Raw genomic sequence first — 17,598 nt, 5'->3', positions numbered from 1 at the left:
ACTCCAGCGCGTTTTTCTGCATCGGACGCGCCTCTAGACTGCAAACGTTCCTAATCCTTGCGAGAAATGCCATGACACGTGTCGTTCGGTTCTATGAGTATGGTGATCCAGAGGTCTTGCGGATCGAGGATTTACCGGTCCCCCAGCCAGGCCCTGATGAGGTCCGCATCCGCGTGAGGGCCATCGGCCTCAACCGAGCCGAGTCGATGTTCAGGCGTGGCCAGTACCTTGAACAAGCCGAGTTTCCCAGCCGGCTGGGGTATGAAGCCGCCGGTTTTGTCGAAGCCGTGGGCGAAGCCGTACGCGACTTTCAGATAGGTGACCCCGTCAGCCTCGTTCCCCCTTCGAGCATCGCGCAATGGGGAACCTATGCCGAGCAGGCGGTGGTGCCGGCGGCAATGCTGGTGCGGCATCCGGACACCCTGAGCATGGAACAGGCCGCCGGGGTCTGGATGCAATACCTCACGGCGTGGGGCGCCTTGTTGCCCGTCGCCGGGCTGGCCGTTGGAGACTTCATACTCATTACCGCTGCCTCGAGCAGCGTCGGCCTGGCGGCCATCCAGATTGCCAACCGCGTGGGAGCGATCCCCATCGCGGTGACCCGGGGCGAGGAAAAAGTGCGAAAACTGTTGGCCGCCGGTGCCGTCCATGTGATTGTCAGCGACGAGGAAGATCTGGCGGAACGTGTCGCGCACATTACGTCCGGGAATGGCGTGCGGGTTGTCTTCGACCCAGTCGGCGGCCCGGCTATCGAGCAACTGGCGGACGCCACGCGTCGTGGCGGAATCATCATTGAGTACGGCGCCCTGAGCAGCGAGCCATCGCCCTTCCCGCTGTTCACCGTGCTGGGGAAAAGCCTCACGCTGCGCGGTTACCTGCTGCACGAAATCGTCAACGATCCCGTCCTGTTTGCCCAAGGCAAGGCGTTCGTGTCCAGCGGCCTGGTCGATGGCAGCCTGTCCCCGGTGATCGCCAGGACCTTTGCCTTCGAGGAAATCGTAGAAGCCCACCGATACCTGGAAGCCGGTGAGCAATTGGGCAAAGTCATCGTGACCCTGGAGGACCGACCATGAAACTGTTCAACCCGTTGTTTTTCATTGCCTTGGGCCTGTTCGGCGTCTATACCATCGAATTCGGCGTGGTCGGTATTTTGCCGGTGATCATCGAACGCTACAGCGTCAGCGCGTCCGAGGCGGGTTACCTGGTAGGTTTGTTCGCTCTGATCATCGCGGTATTCGGTCCCTTCATGGTGCTGCTGTTCTCGCGCTACAACCGCAAGCGGATCCTGACCCTCTCGCTGTTCATTTTTGCCGGCGCCAGCGCTTTGTCGGCTTATGCGCCCACCTACGGAACACTCGCGATCCTGCGGATCATTCCCGCGTTCTTCCATCCGGTGTATTTCTCGCTGGCGTTTGTCGCTGTGGTCTCCCTCTATCCCAAAGAGCAAGCCACGCAGGCCACGGCCAAGGCGTTTGTCGGCACCAGCATGGGCATGGTACTCGGCGTCCCTATCACCACCTGGATCGCGGCACGTTTTTCCTACGAAGCGGCGTTCCTGTTCTGCACCGCCGTCAACGTCATCGCCGGCCTGGGCATCATTGCCCGGTTACCCGATACCTTCGCCGGCCAGCGGACGCCTTATGGTGAACAACTGGCCATCCTGCGCAAGCCTACACTGTGGCTTAACATACTGGCTTCGACGCTGATATTCGGTGCGATGTTTTCGGTGTACTCCTACAGCGCCGAGTACCTGTCGCGCGAAGTCGGCATGAGCGGTGAAGTGATCAGCGCCATGTTGATCCTGTTCGGTGTAGGCGGTGTGGCCGGTAATTTGCTGGCAGGTCGCCTGCTGTCAAAGAACAAGACAGTGACCACGCTGATGCACCCGATCATGCTGGGAGCGTCGTACCTGATCCTCCACTTCTTTGCCAGCCCGGCCATTTTGCCAATGGTTCTGATCGTGGTTCTGTGGGGTGCAACCCATACCAGTGGACTGATCGTGACCCAGGTTTGGCTGACCTCCGAGGCCCCGGAAGCGCCAGAGTTTGTCACCGGTCTCTATATTTCATTCATCAATTTGGGCGTAACGCTCGGGGCAACAGCGGGCGGATGGTTCCTCGCGCGCATGGGCATGGAGGGAACCATCGTCAGTGGCCTGGTTTTCTGCGCGCTGGCAGCGGTGGTGATAATGGCCAAGGTACTGATATATGGAGCAAGGCAACCGGAACTTGCGCCGGAAGTCCAAGCGATTTTGCACTAGAGTCATTCCCTGGGACCGCGGCAAGCCGCGGTCTTTTCTTGCACGTTACGGAGTTTTTATCGGTCATAACCACTCGGACGGAGTCACGATATGGATGTTAGCAGCACATCACTCTCAGCCACGCAGCTCGTCGATTTCCCTGTGGACAGCACCCAGTTTGACTGGGAGAACCTTCGGTATTTCATTACCTTCGCCAGGATACGCTCGCTTGCCGCCGCCGCACGTTCACTGAATGTCGAACACGCGACCGTATCACGGCGCATTGCCGCCCTTGAAACCGCGCTGAAAATACGCTTGGTGGACCGGCGTAGCCACCGATACGAGCTGACCGAAAATGGCGAACGGATCGCCCAGCTGGGTAACCGTATGCAGGAAACCGCCTGCGCTCTGAGTCGCGCGGTCTGCGCGATCCGCACCGATAAAGTCGCAGACATTACCCTCAGCGCGCCGCCGCACCTGACAACGCATTTCATTGCGCCCCAGCTGGGTCGATTACGGGAGCAATGCCCGGACGTTAACGTGCGCATCCTGTCCACCCCGCGCATGGCCTCCATGGCCAGGCGCGAAGCTGACATCGCGATCAGCGTCGGACGACCGACCGAGACGGACCTGGTCGTGCGCAAGATCGGCACCCTGGACTTCGGCTTCTTCGCTGCACCCTCCTATCTCCAGAACCGCACCGCCCCAGCCTATGAATTCATCGCCCACGACGATGAACAGGAGCCCTCCCCCCAACGCATCTGGCTGGAAAATGCCGCAGGCCAGCGGCCCGTGGTGCTAAGGGTCAAATCCTTCGATGTGCAGGCCGAAGCGGCCAGGGCGGGGGCGGGTATCGCGTTGCTGCCCGTCTTCATGGCCGATGCCTCAGGCGCTTTGCAAAGGGTGCCGATCGAAGAGCAGCCGTTGCATGCTGAACTGTGGCTGGTGGTCCATCGCGACATGCGAACTGCCCCCGGAATACGGGCAATGATGGACTTCGTCATTCAATGCTTTGCACAGCATCATCGTTAATGCACGGTTTGGCTCAGCCGGGAAATTTTTAACAGCCGCTGTTAAAAACAACCTGTTTACAACTTGTAGGATATTGCCCACTATCGAACCAGGTCAGGAAAACAATTATTAGCTCAACCATGACCTTGTACACTGCCATAACCGCCACACTCCTATAATAATAATCCCCCTGTCCGTACGATAAAATAACGCCACCCTTTGTGGGTAGATCGTTATACGTATTCGGTTGCGCCAGACATTGTAATCCCGGTTGCCTCTGCTTATTCGAAGTTAAAACGGCACACTTGCGTGCCTTCGAAACATGATAAAGGGACTGTATTCATGAGCCAGATAAAGATTATCGATGTCACGCTGCGAGACGGAGGGTACCGTAATGATTTCAACTTCACCGTTGATTACGCCCAGTCTGCAATTTCTCAAATGATAGAAGCCGGTATTCCGTATTGCGAAATCGGTTATCGCAACGGCTCATTCCTGCGCAAGCACGAGCATGGGCTGACCAGCGCTGTCGATGCCGAGTACCTGAGCGCGGTCCATGCCGCCGCCGCGGGTCGTATCGATTTGTGCGTCATGGTGCATCCGCACAACGTCGATGCCAGTGACTTCCAATTGCTTCAGGAACATGGCGTGTCGATGATCAGGGTGTGCCTGCGCCGCGACCGCCTTGAGGACGGGTTAGCCACCCTGAGGCTGGCCAAGGCCTACGGCTTTCAGGTAAGCGCCAATATCACCCATGTCACGACGCTGGGGCCTGGAGAAATTTCCGACATGAGTTTGCGCGCGGAAAACGCCGGGGCAGACTTGCTGGTGTTCGCAGACTCCAACGGCAATATGATTCCGGCCGATGTCGACCGGCTGATCACGCGAATCTCCAGCCGGGTCCTGATTCCCCTGGGCTTTCATGCCCACAACAACCTTTCCCTGGCGCTTTCCAACTCGATCGCCGCCATGAATGCCGGGGCCGAATACATCGATGCGTCCATTTGCGGCATGGGTAAGGGTGCCGGCAACCTGCACCTGGGTGTGTTTGTCGCGTACCTGCACCGTGCCGGTCTTCGCAATGACTACGATCTGGTGAGTGCCCTGCACTTATCCCAGGTCACCGCCGACACCGTGCCCGCCAGCAGCCTTCCGCTGTCACTGACGGATGTCATGATGGGCACTTACAACATGCCCTTTGATGTTCAGCAACGCCTGGATGAAGTGATAAAGGTGCACAGCCCCGCTTCAATTTTTCACGCCTTGCAGATATTGCACGAACAAGGTAACCGCAAACCGGAAAAGTCTATAAAGCCATTACCGACAACCCTGTCGCCCTCCCTGGCACATGGAGGTATTCGCTAATGAGCCCGCGCCAACAAGTATGTGTATTGGCCGGCGACGGCATTGGCGTCGAAGTGACCGAGGCAGTACTGCCGTTATTCGATGCCTTAAACTTACCCATCGATCTTATGTTTGGAGAGATTGGCTGGCGTTGCTGGCAAACAGAGGGAAACTGCATTCCTGATAAAACCTGGAGTTTAATAAACGACAGTCATGCAACACTCTTGGGCGCCATTACCAGCAAGCCGCTCCGTGAGGCAGAAGCAGAACTTCCATCAGCACTCAGGAGGACCGGGCGAGACTATGTTTCGCCCGTCATCCAGCTTCGCCAGAAACTCGGGCTATTTGCCAATGTGCGGCCCGTTACAGATGTAATGGGCGATAATCGCTATCGTTTTTCGGTGATTCGGGAGAACACCGAGGGCCTTTATGCAGGGCTGGATTTTGCCAGCATTCCCCATGCTTTCGAACCGATACTGGCTGAGCGCGAACGCAATGGCGCGCCGTGGACGCGTGAGAGTTGCACCGATGCCACGATGACGGTGCGCCTGCAAACACGCGCCGGGCTTTTGCGGCTGTTCCGTTTTGCTTTCGAGCATGCGCGCCAGCAAGGCTATGACCGCGTCACGCTGGCGGATAAACCCAACGTCCTGCGGCACAGCGGTGCGTTTGCGCGGGAGATCCTGGAATCGGTAGCCACGGACTTCCCCGACATCCAATGCAGCATCGATAACGTCGATGCCGTTGCGTTGTGGATGGTCCGACGGCCGGAGCGCTTCGGGGTGATCGTGGCGGAAAACATGTTCGGCGACATTCTTTCCGACCTCGGGGCCGGGGTCATGGGTGGCCTGGGCCTGGCTCCCAGCGCAAACATCGGGGCCCAGGGCGCCTACTTCGAACCGGTGCACGGCAGCGCACCCGCCTATGCAGGGCAACACCGGGCCAACCCGAGCGCGATGTTCCTGTCAGTTGCGCTGATGCTTGAACACCTCGGACACGTGCACGCCGCGCAAGCGACTCGCAACGCTGTTGCCCAGGTGGCACGCAGTGATTGCCGCACCTACGACCTGGGTGGAACGGCCAGCACCTTCGAAGTGGCGGCGGCAATTATCGAGCGAACCCTCGAGTGGGCGGCGTCGCTTGACGTGCCCACATCCCAGCCGTTCGGAAACCTGGACAAGCACGCCCTGGAAAAAGGAGCCCACGCATGAACGCGATCATGTCTGCCACTGTGCAAAACAACGATGCGCTGCTCAAAGCCTGCGAGGCACTTGACACCGCCAGCCTGTCGGATGCACTCGACAGCCTGGGGCTGGCCGGGGGGCTGGCAGGTCTTAACCAGCAGGTGCCGGGAACCCGCTGCGCAGGCTTCGCCTACACGGTGCTGTACGAGCCTGTGCCAGAACGAAGCGGCTTCAGGACCGCCGCCAACTACATCGATGAGGTGCCGCCCGACGCGGTCATTGTCTCCAGCAACCCTGGGCGTACCGACTGCACAACCTGGGGCGACATCCTGACCCACGTCGCGATAAGCCGGGGCATTCGCGGCACGCTGATCGACGGTGCCGCGCGGGATATCAATACGGTCGAGCGCCTGAAGTACCCGCTGTTCAGTCGCGCCCGCTTCATGCAGTCAGCGAAAAACCGGGTGCAGCTCAAAGCAACCCAGGTACCCGTGCAGATATCCGGGGTCACGGTCAATCCGGGCGACCTGGTGATCTGCGACAGCAGCGGTTGCCTGGCCATACCTGCCGACAAGGCCGAACAGGTCATCCAGCGCGCCCAGGCCGTCGAGCGGACCGAGAAGGACATTATCCAGAGTGTGAATGCTGGCTCCACCCTGGAACAGGCCCGCGCCCTGCACCGCTACGACCAGCCCTGGCTGTCACCCAAGGAAAAGCAAGCCGACGTTTGAGTTGCGACTTATTCCATTCATTTGAAAGAGTATTCACGACATGACTACTGCAAAGGCGTCCATTCGCAAGCCTAACCCTGTGCGCGACAGCCAGAACAAAATCAAACTCGGCGTGTTCGGTTTCAACATTGAAGGCGGCTGCACGCTGACCACCGCCCCGGAGCGCCACCGAGCGGCTGACTGGCAAAGCAACTTGGCAATCGCCACCCTGGCCGATCGCGCAGGCCTTGAGCTCTTGCTGCCCGTGGGCCGTTGGCGCGGCTGGGAAGGCGCCAGCAATCCGATGGGCGTTTCCTACGAAACCTACACCTGGGCGGCCGGCCTCGCCTCGGTCACCGAGCAGATCGCGCTGTTCGCCACGTCGCATGTGTCCACCGTCCACCCATTGTTTGCCGCCAAGCAGGCGGCGACCATCGATCACATCAGCGGCGGCCGTTTCGGGTTGAACATGATCTGCGGTTGGTTCGGCCAGGAAATGGGCATGTTCAATGGTCATCAGCGTGACCATGACAAACGCTACGACCATGCCGATGAGTGGGTAGAGATCGCTAAAACGGCATGGGAGGCCAACGGGTACTTTGACTATGAGGGCGAGTTCTTCAACGTCAAGCAAGGCTACGCCGAACCCAAACCGATCAACCGGCCGTTCCTGATGAACGCCGGTGGTTCGCCAAGGGGTCGCCAGTTCTGTGCCAAACATTGTGACGCCGCGTTCCTGATCCTCAAGCACGAAGACGACGACGACACCATCCGCGCGCAGATCAACGCCTATCGCGACCTGGCACGCCTGGAACATGGCCGCGAACTGCAAATCTGGGTGTACGCCTATGTCGTTCACGAAGACACTCTGGACCAGGCGCACCAGCAGCTCGACTACTACGTGACCCAGCATGGCGACGACGCCGCGCTGGACAACGTGACCCGTGAAATCGGCGTACAGAGTGGCATGTTCAAGGACGCCGCCGATGCCGAGCGTTTCCGCTTCCATTTCAAAGCGGGCTTTGCCGGCGTGCCATTGGTGGGCACCTCCCAGATGATCGTCGACCAGATGCAGCGCTGGTCCGACCTGGGCGTGGACGGCATCAACCTGACCTGGCTGGACTATCAAAGCGGGCTTCAGCGCTTCGTCAAGGAAGTGCTGCCCTTGATGGAGCAAGCCGGTCAACGCGCACCGCACAAACCTGGCCGGATCATGGAGGCGGTGGCATGAACGGATATTCCCAGGCCCGCAATGCTTCGGGCAATCTCACGGTCTTGCCGGTCACCACCGGCGTTGAATCCGTCGAATTGGCGGACCAGTTCAAAAACGCCATGCGCCGGTTGACGTCAAGCGTGGCGATCATTGCCAGCCGCGACGGCGATGACCCGGTGGGCATGGTCGCGACGGCGGTGGTCTCAGTCAGCACTAGCCCTCCCGCGCTGCTGATTTGTATCAACCGCTCCGCCAGCCTCCACAGCCCGCTCATGCTGTCCGGACGCTTCAGCGTCAACCTGCTGAGCACGGCCCATAGCGACCTGGTGCCGGTATTCGCCGGCCAGGTCAAAGGCGCCGAACGTTTCGCCCATGGCCACTGGGAAGACATCCAGGGCTTGCCCTGCCTGGCGGATGCGCAATCGTGCCTTATTTGCACCCTGGACAAACGCCTCGGCTACGGCACCCACGATGTGATCATCGGCCGCGTCGACGCGGTCCAGTTCGCCGAGCCTATCAATCCACTGCTTTGGGAAAACGGCAGCCCGGCGATATCCGCTCGGCTGACGCAATAACCTGCCCCCCCCAGGAGAATGACGCATGACTCAGATCGAACACTTCCAGGCACCACAATCGGGCGAAGACCAGGCCATTTTTCTGGTGAACGTCGTCCATGTGAATCCAGGCCAGCAAGATGCCGCCCTCGCCGTCCTGCGCGATACCGTCCAGTACGTGGCGCAGAATTACCCGGCCTTCCAATGGAGCCGGCTGTACAAAAGCCTCGACGGGAAAACGGTCATCAACCAGGCGCAATGGAGCAGCAAGGATGCCTTTGACTCGTTGTTTCAGGACGAGTCATTCACGTCGCGTTATTCGGGGCTCAAGGAAACCGGGACCTGGGAATTTCACCTTTATCAGGTGAGCGATTTCATCCCCCAGGCGCTGACCACGGCACTCATCGCTGAGTGAACACAGAAGCCGAAGCGGGCAGGCCCGAACCGGCCTGCCCGCACGAGAACAGGAGTATCGATATGGCTGGCCTCAATACGCGCTTTACACAAAGCTTCAATATTTCCCACCCTATCGTCCTCGCGCCCATGGGAGGGGCTTCGGGGGCAAAACTGGCCACTGCGGTATCCAGGGCCGGAGGGTTGGGACTGGTCGGCGCCAGCTATGGCGACGAGCAGTGGATGCGCACTGAACTGGCGCCCATGCAGGCATTGAAGCAGCCATGGGGCGTCGGCCTGGTGATGTTCACCGTGGCCCGAAACATGGCGCTGCTGGACCTGGCACTGGAATACGGACCCAACGTCGTCGCCTTGTCATTTGGCGATCCTGCCGCATTCGTGCCGATCATCCATCGGGCCGGCGCGAAAGCCATCGTACAGATCCATGAGCTGGACCAGGCCAGTGCGGCCCTGGATGCCGGCGCCGATGCATTGATCGTCCAAGGCGCCGAGGCCGGCGGGCACAGTTTGCGTCGCGGCCTGATGCCACTGTTGCCCGCCGTGCAGGATCGGTTCGGGGACAAGATCCCGCTGATTGCAGCCGGAGGCATCGCAGATGGGCGTGGCGTCGCAGCGGCGCTGGTGCTGGGTGCCGACGGGGTCATGTTGGGCACACGGTTCCTCGCGTCCGAGGAGGCCCTGCCCTCGGCCGCGTTCAAAAAGCGCCTGATCGAATCCAGTACGTCGGACACGGTGCGCACGCGGATTTTCGATCGGGTGCGCGGCATCGAATGGCCTGAAAACTACAGCGGCCGGGCCATTGCCAACCGCTTTTCGCAGGCTTGGCTGGGCCGCGACGAGGCACTGCAAGAAGCGCCGGAGTCGATCCGCCAGGACTACGCCAAGGCAGTCCTTGCTGATGATCTCGACCAGCGTGCGATCTGGGCCGGTGAAGTTCTGGATCTGGTAGGCGACATCAAGCCCGCACGCCAGATCGTCCATGACCTGTTGAGCGAAACCACGCGAATCTTGCGCAACAGCCAGCAACTGCTGGCTCTCGGTAAAATTGCCTGATGATCCGGAGAAGGTTTATGCAAACGTCCAATGCAATCAGCAGCCAATGGGGCAACGGCCATCAGCTGGCGGTGGTCATGTCACCCGTCATGCCCGTATGGGATGAAGGGCAGTTCTTCCAGCCCATGATCGCACCACTGGTAAAAGCGGGTTATCGGGTGGTCATATTCGACACTTTATCGCTACTGACCGACGAACACGAATCGCTTGAGGTGTTTTCGCAACGTTGGATGCATGTGTTGTCGGCGCTGGGCCAGATTGATCTGCTGGTAGGCTCGGCTTTGGGTGGCGCGGTTGTCCAGGCACTGCTCGGCAGCAGCCTTGCTGCCCATGTCAGTAACGTGCTGCTGCTGTCCTCGCCTGCCCTGGCGGATGGCATTCTCGACGGCCGCCTTGGAAAAATGGCTGACCTGGCCCTGCTCGGCGATCTGGAACAAGCCCTCCAACTACTCGATCGACTCGTGCAACCGGCGACCCGCATACGCCCCAGCGGCCCAATCGATATCGACCAGGCTAGCGCCGCACTCCAATCAAGGCGCCTGCACCTGGGTTTCCGGCTGCTCAATGGCCTCGACCTGCGGCAAGCCAGCCACAGCTTCCCTGGCGGGTTATTGACCGTCTATGGCGAACAGTCACAGCTGGTGCGCGGTATCAATGTGCATGTCAACGAAAAGGCCCGCCATTACCGGTTACCGATACCCGATGGCGGCATGCGCCCATTGCTCGATGCGCCGGCATTGGTCATGCGCACCGTGCGCGACCACTTGGGCATCAACCTGGAGATGGCCGCATGAGCCACCCGCCGCGTTTATCCGAGGTTGCCTTTATCGACGTGCATTATCACGCCGGTCCCGACGCCTACCTGCGGCGCCATGGCGTAATGGAGGCCGGTCGGCGCTACAGCGTGTTGAATGGCTGGGTGGTGTTGAAGAATCATCTGGGCTGCAGCGCTTCACAAGCCTGGGAGGCTCGACAAGAAGGGCTTCCCGTCTCCGGCTCGGTGGTCCTCAACGAAATCGCCGGCGGTATCGATTTCAGGGTGGTACAACGTTCGCTGTGCCATCACGGAGACAGCGAAGCGCGGCTGATCGTGCACCTGCCCACCGTCACGGGCCGCACCCACCAGTCCCGCCTCAAACGCAACAGTGGTCATTGGATCCTGGATAAATACCCCATCCGGCCGCTGACCGTCAGCCATGAAGGGAAATTGACTGAGCAAACCCTGGATGTGCTGCGGATGGCCCGAGACTACCCCATCGTCATTTCTACCGGTCATGCCGACGCTCAGGAGGTTCGCTTGCTGATAGACGCGGCGGTACGGCTGGATGTGCCCAGATTGATGCTCAATCAGCCGGCCAACCCCTTGACCGGGTTGGACGCCAGTGCCCTGCTGGAATTGGCTCAAGCACCCATGGTGTACACCGAACAAACTGCCCTGACCTACCTGCTCGGCTACCAGCCATGGGAAGACTTGAGCAGCGTCCTGTGCGACGTTCCCAGGGCGCTGTACAGTTCCGACCTGGGCCAGACCTCTCAACCGGATATCGAAGAATGGCAGGTAGACAGCTTGCTGTGGTTTGAAAAAATGGGCATCGGCAGTGAGCGGGCGCGGCAGATCAGCCAAGGCAACGCGCGGGAACTGCTGCAGCAGGAGCCGTAGTGCGCAAGGCCGATTGTGCGAATACGCGTCCTCACCGAACTGCTGATCGAGTACTTCGACGAATCGCCGCACCTGGCGGTGCTGCCGATTTCACATCAGGATGAAGCGCTGGCGTGTGAGACCGGCAGCGCATGAGGCAACGCACGTCGTAAGCTGCTGACGCTAGCCAACTTCTGTGCCCTGCTCCAGGGCCTGCGCGAATTGACGCATCAGGCGCACCAGGGAGGTGATGTCTTCGGCAGCCCAGTCCTGAAAAATTTCCCGGGCCAGGCGCTCACGCGCCTGGTCGATCTTGTCGGTGACTGCCTTGCCTTTCTCAGACACCACCGCCTCGCGCATCCGGCGATCTTCAGAGTTCTCATGCCGAATTACCAACTCCATGCGTTCAAGCTTGGAGACCTGGCGGCTGATGGTCGTGTAGTCCCGGCCAAGGCGACCTGCCAGATCCACGACGCCAATCGGTCCTACCCGCTCGATGACCACCAGCAGGCGAAAGAGCGCCTGATCCAGATGGACACCCGCTTCCGCGATCAGTCGCTCGTCGTTGCGAGGCCGGTTCATCACGCTCACGATCGAGATCAAGGACCGGTGCAGATCCTTCATCTGCACCGATATATGTGTATCTTGCACTTTATTTTTCGTAGTCATAAGCTGCTCCCTGTTATGTGCATCTTACACATTCTTAGGGGAAGTGAAATGCGTGACTCTGTTGACGTCCTGATTTGTGGTGCCGGTGCCGCTGGCCTGACCCTGGCAATCGACTTGGCCCGGCGCGGGGTGAGTTTTGCCCTCATCGAAAAGCGCCCCTCCCCCTTTTCGGGCTCGCGCGGCAAAGGCATACAGCCTCGTACCCAGGAGGTCTTCGAAGATCTCGGGATCCTGGACCGGGTCAGGGCCGCAGGGGGTATCTACCCGGCTATTCGCAAATACGCGCCCGATGGCAGTCACGCTGACCAGCCGGTAACGAGCGTTGCCGAGCCCACACCTGCAGAGCCGTATTGCCTTGCGTTGATGATTCCCCAGTTCAAGACCGAAGCGATCTTGCGCGAGCGCTTGATCGAACTGGGGCATGCCCCAGCGTTTGGTGTCGAGCTGACTGCAATGGTGGTCGGGTCCGAGGGGATCAACGCCGTACTCGCAACCCCTGATGGCGAGCAGACACTCAAGGCCCGGTACCTGGTGGGCGCCGATGGTGGGCGCAGCTTCGTGCGCGGTACCTTGGGGATTGGCTTTGCGGGCAAGACCCTGGGCGTGCGAGCGATCGTGGCCGATGTGGAATTGGCTGGATTGTCGCGCGACGTGTGGCACCAGTTCGAGGGTGCGGGCTCAGGCCCATTGGCTATCTGCCCGTTGGCAGGCACCGACCTGTTCCAGATCCAGGCGCCTGTTCCCCTGGAGGGCGAGATTGACCTTTGTGCGGCGGCGCTGACCGAACGTGTTGCCCTGCACACCGGGCGTACAGACATCACGGTCCGTTCAGTCGCCTGGTCCTCCACTTACAGCATGAATGCCAGGCTCGCCGAGCGTTACCGGGAGGGGCCGGTGTTGCTGGTCGGCGATGCGGCGCATGTCCATCCGCCAACCGGCGGGCAAGGGCTCAACACCAGCGTTCAGGACGCCTACAACCTGGGCTGGAAGCTGGCCGCCGTATTGGCCGGCGCACCAGAGACGCTACTCGACACCTACGAAGCTGAGCGCCGGCCAGTGGCGGCGGATGTGCTCGGCCTGTCCACGCGGCTGCTTGCAGGTTTCAAAACTGGCGACAACCGACGGCCCCGTGAAGCTCAGCAGTTGGATATCGGTTATCCGCACTCGCCGTTATCGCTCGCGTCGCAAGTTGCCAAAAGCGCGCTCGCGCCAGGCGATCGTGCACCTGATGCCATCGTGCGAGGCGCAAGCGGCAGCCCAGCGCGTTTGTTCAACCTGTTCCAAGGCACCCATTGGACCTTGCTGGTCAATGGCTCCTCGGACTTCGCGCCAAGCGCAGGCTTGCACATTCACAGCGTCGGGCCCGGGTTGGAGATCGAAGATCACCTGGGTCAGTTCGCGCGGTTCTACGCCCTCGGTGAAGGCTGCGCCGTGTTGGTCAGGCCGGATGGCTATCTGGCAGGGTTCTTTAGCAAAGATCAGGCGGCTGCGCTGGCTGGCTACCTGGTTCGCTACACACATGCGCGCCCAGGTTAGCCACCGAGGGACATTGCGTCCCACGGTGGCTCTTTGTCAGGTAAACAGATCGACGCTCAACTGGAAGGCAACCCACAGCGCAAGGCCTGTAGCGAAGAGCAACGCGATGTTTTCAAACAGGTTGTTGCGATATTGCTTGTCCAGCAGCGACTTCTGGTTGGACATGATCAGCAGGCCCAGGGAAATAACCGGCAAGCCAATGATGTTCAACGCGCTGACGCCAATGGTCAGGGTCACGAAATCCGGCATGCCTGGCAGCGACCAGATCAACGGTGTGACCAGGATGAACAGCATGAACCATTTGTGCATCGGGTCATGATGAAACTCCTTGCCGTACTTTTCGCGACGTTCAGGACGAACGTGTTGGAAGGCATCGGTAATCAGCATCGGGAACGCGGTGGTCTTGCCGGAAATGCTGGCAAACAAGGTGGCGAACACGCCGATGAAGAACACATACCAACCCACCGGGCCGAAGAACATTTCCAGGGCCTTGCCCAGATCGCCCAAGGTCTTCACCTCGATGCCGTTGGGCCGCAGGATTTCCGCGCCGACAATCCAGATGGCCAGGTTGATGACGATCCCGACGAACACTGCAAACAGCAGATCGTTGCGTTGAACACGCTTGTGCTGCGGCCCGACCCAGCCCTTTTGGCGCATGACATACGGATGCACGAAGTTGGCGATGGAGCCTGCAACCGCGCCGATAACCGATACCGCCACCAGCAGCGCGCCATGCACGCCTTCATCCGGTGGGATGCTGAAGCCGATGGTGCCCTTGACGATGCCGACCACATCAGGACCCGACATCACGGCCAAGGCAATGAAGGCCAGGGTCATGATCGCCAACAGCACTTTCATCACGCCTTCGATCATCGAATAGATATTACGCCCCACCAGCATCCACACCGCGAGTACCACCGCCAATGAACACAGCAGTGGCTGGTCGCTTTTAAACAGCATTGCCAGCGACTCACCCGCCCCTTTGATCATGTAGGCGTTCATCAAGTGCCCCATCAACAGGGCGTACACGAGCATGAACCAGGCAAAAAAGGGATTCAGTTGGGCATAGCCCTGCAGGATGGTCATGCCCTGGTTATTGCACAGCTGGAAGCGCGCGATGATGTTTACGATCAGGTATCTCAGGAGCAGCGAGACCGCCAGCACCCACATCATTGCGTAACCGTAATTGGCACCGGCCACGGACGACGTGATCAGGTCACCTGCGCCCAGCCATGACAGTACCGCGATGATTCCGGGGCCCAGCAGTTTGAGTATTCGGGAAAATCGATTTTGCGCGGGCGCCGCAGCCTGGCCTTCGACGGAACGAATGCTCGTCATAGAGGGTATCTCCATTTATTTTTTTTGTGAGAACGAGCGCAGTCGAACACGATAGATACGACGTCGTACAACAATTCTTAAACGAGAGTGTTTATAAATGTTTCAGCAGCAGAAAGCGGAGGCGTCGGGCTGTAGAAATGATATTGAACCGGGTCAAATTCACGCAAACGCTGCGCCTGAGCCACGGCATATGTTTCAATCCTGAGAAAAGCAGCTATTGCTGTCGTTCAGGCACGGTCATAGGATGACCTACCACGATCACAAAAATAAGAAATCACCTGTGAGACCCCCGCCCTCTTGGCCGCTGCCCCAAAGCACCACTGGCAGAAAGCAATCATTGGGTCATTCAACGACTTGAGCAATACCGGATTCGTCTCTCGAATCAATTCGTTCAATGTAGGTTCATTTGTAAAAGAATCAACTAAGAGAGAGGCCGAACAATACTCTTGGTCAACAGCACCGCGAGAATAACGGTAGCAATAACCGATGCGATAATAATAAATGCAATAAATATAAAGCCGCTTTGGTACGAACTTTCCGACGATTCAACTAAATTGTCACTTTGAATCTGCCTGCCCGATTAATCGATAAACATCAAGACGTACGCGGACACTAGAACCCTACCCATCTCCTTCTACTTACTACCACCAATATCTCTCTAAGTAAGTAACATAATTATCATCAATCGGACGGACGGTACAGCGGCAGGCTAAAGCTATTCTATATACAGCAGATAACCCCTATGTTGTTTATATCCGCAAGACTGTTCAAGGACCGAACTCATGACCCAGCGTCAATCCAGCCACGCCCCCCTTCCTGGTCATCCGCGCTTTCTTTGGTTCGCTTTCATTCCGGTGGTGCCCGCCGTTATATGGATCCTATTGCAGTCAACCTCTGTGGCCAGCCTGGCGGCCTGCGCGGTAGTGGTGCTGATCGGCCTCGGTGCGTGCGCCTGGAGCGCCGGTTCGCAGCGTGACGCAGTGCTGCGAGCCACCGCGTGGGCGCTGGCGGATCAGTCAGGCGCGCAGGCGGCGCATAGCGGCATGGCCTCACGGGCACAGCTTGATGAAGTGTTGCTGGGCGCCATGCCGATCTGGGCCAAGCAGGTGGAAAGCTCGCGTCAGCAGACCGAAGACGCGATTGTGAGCCTGGCCAACCGATTTACCGGGATAGCTGCGCGATTGCAGGACACGGTACAAGCCTCGCAGCAGGCTGCCGGCGAACTGGACGGCAAGGCCGCCGACGGCGCGCTGGAGGTGCTGGCGCGCAGCGACAGCGAGCTGAGCCAGGTGATCAACTCACTCAAGGCCACTCAAACCAGCCGTGACCAGACGCTCGCCCAAGTACGCAGCCTGACCGCCTATACCGGCGAACTGCGCACCATGGCCGCCGACGTGGCCGCGATTGCCGCACAAACCAACCTGCTGGCGCTCAATGCGGCCATCGAGGCGGCGCGGGCCGGTGAAGCCGGTCGCGGCTTCGCGGTGGTGGCCGATGCCGTGCGCAGCCTGTCGAGCAAATCCAGCGAAACCGGCCAGCAGATGTCGGCCAAGGTCGACATCATCAATAACGCCATCACCCAGTTGGTGCAGGCCGCCTCCAGCAGTGCCGACCAGGACAGCAACTCGGTGGCCGCCTCTGAAAACAGCATTCAATTGGTGCTCGAACGCTTCCAGAACATCACCGGGCGCCTGGCCGACTCCGCCGACCTGCTCAAGCAGGAAAGCCACGGCATTCGTGATGAGATGACTGAAGTACTGGTCAACCTGCAATTCCAGGACCGGGTCAGCCAGATCCTCAGCCATGTGCGAGACAACATGCACGCCTTGCATGAGCACCTTATGCAGACCCGCCAGTCCCCGGACCAGGCCGTGGCCGTCGACGCCCGGCAGTGGCTGGCGCGCATGGAAGCCACCTACGCCACTGATGAGCAACGGCGCACGCACCATGGCGCGGCCTCCGTGCAACAGAATTCTCAAGACATCACGTTTTTTTAAGGAGCCCCTCATGGCGAAGAATGTACTAGTGGTCGACGACTCCAGCAGCGTGCGGCAAGTGGTCGGCATTGCCTTGAAAAGCGCCGGTTACGACGTAATCGAGGCCAGCGACGGCAGGGATGCCCTGAGCAAGCTCAACGGGCAGAAAGTGCACCTGATCATCAGCGACGTGAACATGCCCAACATGGACGGCATCACCTTCGTCAAGGAGGTCAAGAAGCTGGCCAACTATAAGTTCACCCCGATAATCATGTTGACCACCGAGTCCCAGGAATCGAAAAAGGCCGAAGGCCAGGCTGCTGGCGCCAAGGCGTGGGTGGTCAAGCCGTTCCAGCCGGCGCAAATGCTGGCAGCTGTATCCAAACTGATCCTGCCCTGACACCCGGGAGGCCCCCATGCCGATAACGTGCGAAACACTCGACGACACCGCCCGCGTGGGCGTTGACGGCGAACTCACGATTTACACCGTGGCCGAACTGGCGAGCGCGTTGCTGCCGCAAACGGGCGCGACGCCTCGCCTGGAGCTGGACCTGTCACAGGTCACCGAGATGGATGGCGCCGGCTTGCAGTTGCTCGCGGTCATCCAGCGTGAAGCCGGCATTGCCGGCACCGCCTTGAGCGTGACCGGCCAGAGCCAAGCGGTCACCCAGGCGCTTGAACTGTGTCGCAACGCCGCGTTGTAGCCAGCGCTGCCCAC

General features: G+C 59.6%; 18 protein-coding genes. 16 read left to right on the top strand and 2 right to left on the bottom strand.

Going from position 1 to position 17,598, the window contains the following annotated elements:
- The first annotated feature begins 71 nt into the window (after positions 1 to 71).
- The 12 genes from C4J90_RS10545 (at position 72) to C4J90_RS10490 (ending at position 11,382) form a co-directional block, all read left to right on the top strand.
- Complete coding sequence (locus C4J90_RS10545) at positions 72 to 1,073, top strand: zinc-dependent alcohol dehydrogenase family protein (protein ID WP_124419708.1); 1,002 nt, start codon at positions 72 to 74, stop codon at positions 1,071 to 1,073.
- Positions 1,070 to 2,260 carry an MFS transporter gene (locus tag C4J90_RS10540; RefSeq protein ID WP_124362319.1) on the top strand — a complete coding sequence of 397 codons (1,191 nt, stop codon included), beginning with the start codon at positions 1,070 to 1,072 and terminating at the stop codon, positions 2,258 to 2,260. The genes C4J90_RS10545 and C4J90_RS10540 overlap by 4 nt, the downstream gene beginning before the upstream one ends.
- Before the next feature lie 90 nt (positions 2,261 to 2,350).
- Positions 2,351 to 3,271 (top strand): LysR family transcriptional regulator, encoded by a 921-nt coding sequence (locus C4J90_RS10535; RefSeq protein WP_124419707.1) that lies wholly within the window; start codon positions 2,351 to 2,353, stop codon positions 3,269 to 3,271.
- Between the two features lie 288 nt (positions 3,272 to 3,559).
- On the top strand, positions 3,560 to 4,615 hold the full coding sequence (locus C4J90_RS10530) for an aldolase catalytic domain-containing protein (RefSeq protein WP_256658947.1): 1,056 nt from the start codon (positions 3,560 to 3,562) through the stop codon (positions 4,613 to 4,615).
- The gene (locus tag C4J90_RS10525; RefSeq protein WP_124362316.1) at positions 4,615 to 5,805 is read left to right on the top strand and encodes an isocitrate/isopropylmalate dehydrogenase family protein; all 1,191 of its coding nucleotides are present in this window, start codon (positions 4,615 to 4,617) and stop codon (positions 5,803 to 5,805) included. The genes C4J90_RS10530 and C4J90_RS10525 overlap by 1 nt, the downstream gene beginning before the upstream one ends.
- Positions 5,802 to 6,509 (top strand): RraA family protein, encoded by a 708-nt coding sequence (locus C4J90_RS10520; RefSeq protein ID WP_124362315.1) that lies wholly within the window; start codon positions 5,802 to 5,804, stop codon positions 6,507 to 6,509. The genes C4J90_RS10525 and C4J90_RS10520 overlap by 4 nt, the downstream gene beginning before the upstream one ends.
- A gap of 40 nt (positions 6,510 to 6,549) precedes the next feature.
- Positions 6,550 to 7,719, top strand: a complete 1,170-nt coding sequence (locus tag C4J90_RS10515) for an LLM class flavin-dependent oxidoreductase (RefSeq protein ID WP_124362314.1) — start codon at positions 6,550 to 6,552, stop codon at positions 7,717 to 7,719.
- A complete protein-coding gene (locus C4J90_RS10510; RefSeq protein ID WP_124362313.1) occupies positions 7,716 to 8,276 on the top strand; it encodes a flavin reductase family protein in 561 nt (186 codons plus the stop codon). Before C4J90_RS10515 ends, C4J90_RS10510 begins: the two co-directional genes overlap by 4 nt.
- 25 nt (positions 8,277 to 8,301) lie before the next feature.
- Positions 8,302 to 8,670 (top strand): antibiotic biosynthesis monooxygenase, encoded by a 369-nt coding sequence (locus C4J90_RS10505; protein ID WP_124362312.1) that lies wholly within the window; start codon positions 8,302 to 8,304, stop codon positions 8,668 to 8,670.
- A 62-nt stretch (positions 8,671 to 8,732) separates the two neighbouring features.
- A complete protein-coding gene (locus tag C4J90_RS10500) occupies positions 8,733 to 9,722 on the top strand; it encodes a nitronate monooxygenase family protein (protein WP_124362311.1) in 990 nt (329 codons plus the stop codon).
- Between the two features lie 17 nt (positions 9,723 to 9,739).
- A complete protein-coding gene (locus tag C4J90_RS10495) occupies positions 9,740 to 10,516 on the top strand; it encodes an alpha/beta hydrolase (protein WP_124362310.1) in 777 nt (258 codons plus the stop codon).
- Positions 10,513 to 11,382 (top strand): DUF6282 family protein, encoded by an 870-nt coding sequence (locus C4J90_RS10490; protein ID WP_124419706.1) that lies wholly within the window; start codon positions 10,513 to 10,515, stop codon positions 11,380 to 11,382. The genes C4J90_RS10495 and C4J90_RS10490 overlap by 4 nt, the downstream gene beginning before the upstream one ends.
- Positions 11,383 to 11,544: 162 nt before the next feature.
- Here the strand turns inward: C4J90_RS10490 and C4J90_RS10485 are convergent, their stop codons facing one another.
- On the bottom strand, positions 11,545 to 12,030 hold the full coding sequence (locus tag C4J90_RS10485) for a MarR family winged helix-turn-helix transcriptional regulator (protein ID WP_124362308.1): 486 nt from the start codon (positions 12,028 to 12,030) through the stop codon (positions 11,545 to 11,547).
- A gap of 48 nt (positions 12,031 to 12,078) precedes the next feature.
- Between C4J90_RS10485 and C4J90_RS10480 the strand changes: the two genes are divergently transcribed.
- The gene (locus C4J90_RS10480) at positions 12,079 to 13,566 is read left to right on the top strand and encodes an FAD-dependent oxidoreductase (RefSeq protein ID WP_124419705.1); all 1,488 of its coding nucleotides are present in this window, start codon (positions 12,079 to 12,081) and stop codon (positions 13,564 to 13,566) included.
- A gap of 36 nt (positions 13,567 to 13,602) precedes the next feature.
- Here the strand turns inward: C4J90_RS10480 and C4J90_RS10475 are convergent, their stop codons facing one another.
- On the bottom strand, positions 13,603 to 14,904 hold the full coding sequence (locus C4J90_RS10475) for an Nramp family divalent metal transporter (RefSeq protein WP_124362306.1): 1,302 nt from the start codon (positions 14,902 to 14,904) through the stop codon (positions 13,603 to 13,605).
- A gap of 782 nt (positions 14,905 to 15,686) precedes the next feature.
- Between C4J90_RS10475 and C4J90_RS10470 the strand changes: the two genes are divergently transcribed.
- Genes C4J90_RS10470 through C4J90_RS10460 form a run of 3 tightly spaced genes read left to right on the top strand, consistent with a single transcriptional unit; the run spans position 15,687 to position 17,584 of the window.
- Positions 15,687 to 16,901 (top strand): methyl-accepting chemotaxis protein, encoded by a 1,215-nt coding sequence (locus C4J90_RS10470; RefSeq protein WP_124419704.1) that lies wholly within the window; start codon positions 15,687 to 15,689, stop codon positions 16,899 to 16,901.
- Positions 16,902 to 16,911: 10 nt separating this feature from the next.
- Entirely contained in the window at positions 16,912 to 17,280 is a 369-nt protein-coding gene (locus C4J90_RS10465; RefSeq protein ID WP_124366580.1) for a response regulator, read from the top strand.
- A gap of 16 nt (positions 17,281 to 17,296) precedes the next feature.
- Positions 17,297 to 17,584 (top strand): lipid asymmetry maintenance protein MlaB, encoded by a 288-nt coding sequence (locus C4J90_RS10460; RefSeq protein WP_124414359.1) that lies wholly within the window; start codon positions 17,297 to 17,299, stop codon positions 17,582 to 17,584.
- The last annotated feature ends 14 nt before the right edge of the window (positions 17,585 to 17,598 follow it).

The sequence above is a fragment of the Pseudomonas sp. R2-60-08W genome (assembly GCF_003852335.1).
Lineage (GTDB): Bacteria > Pseudomonadota > Gammaproteobacteria > Pseudomonadales > Pseudomonadaceae > Aquipseudomonas.
The sequence above is the reverse complement of the archived record's forward strand: the minus strand, read 5'-3'. Positions and strand labels throughout refer to the sequence as shown.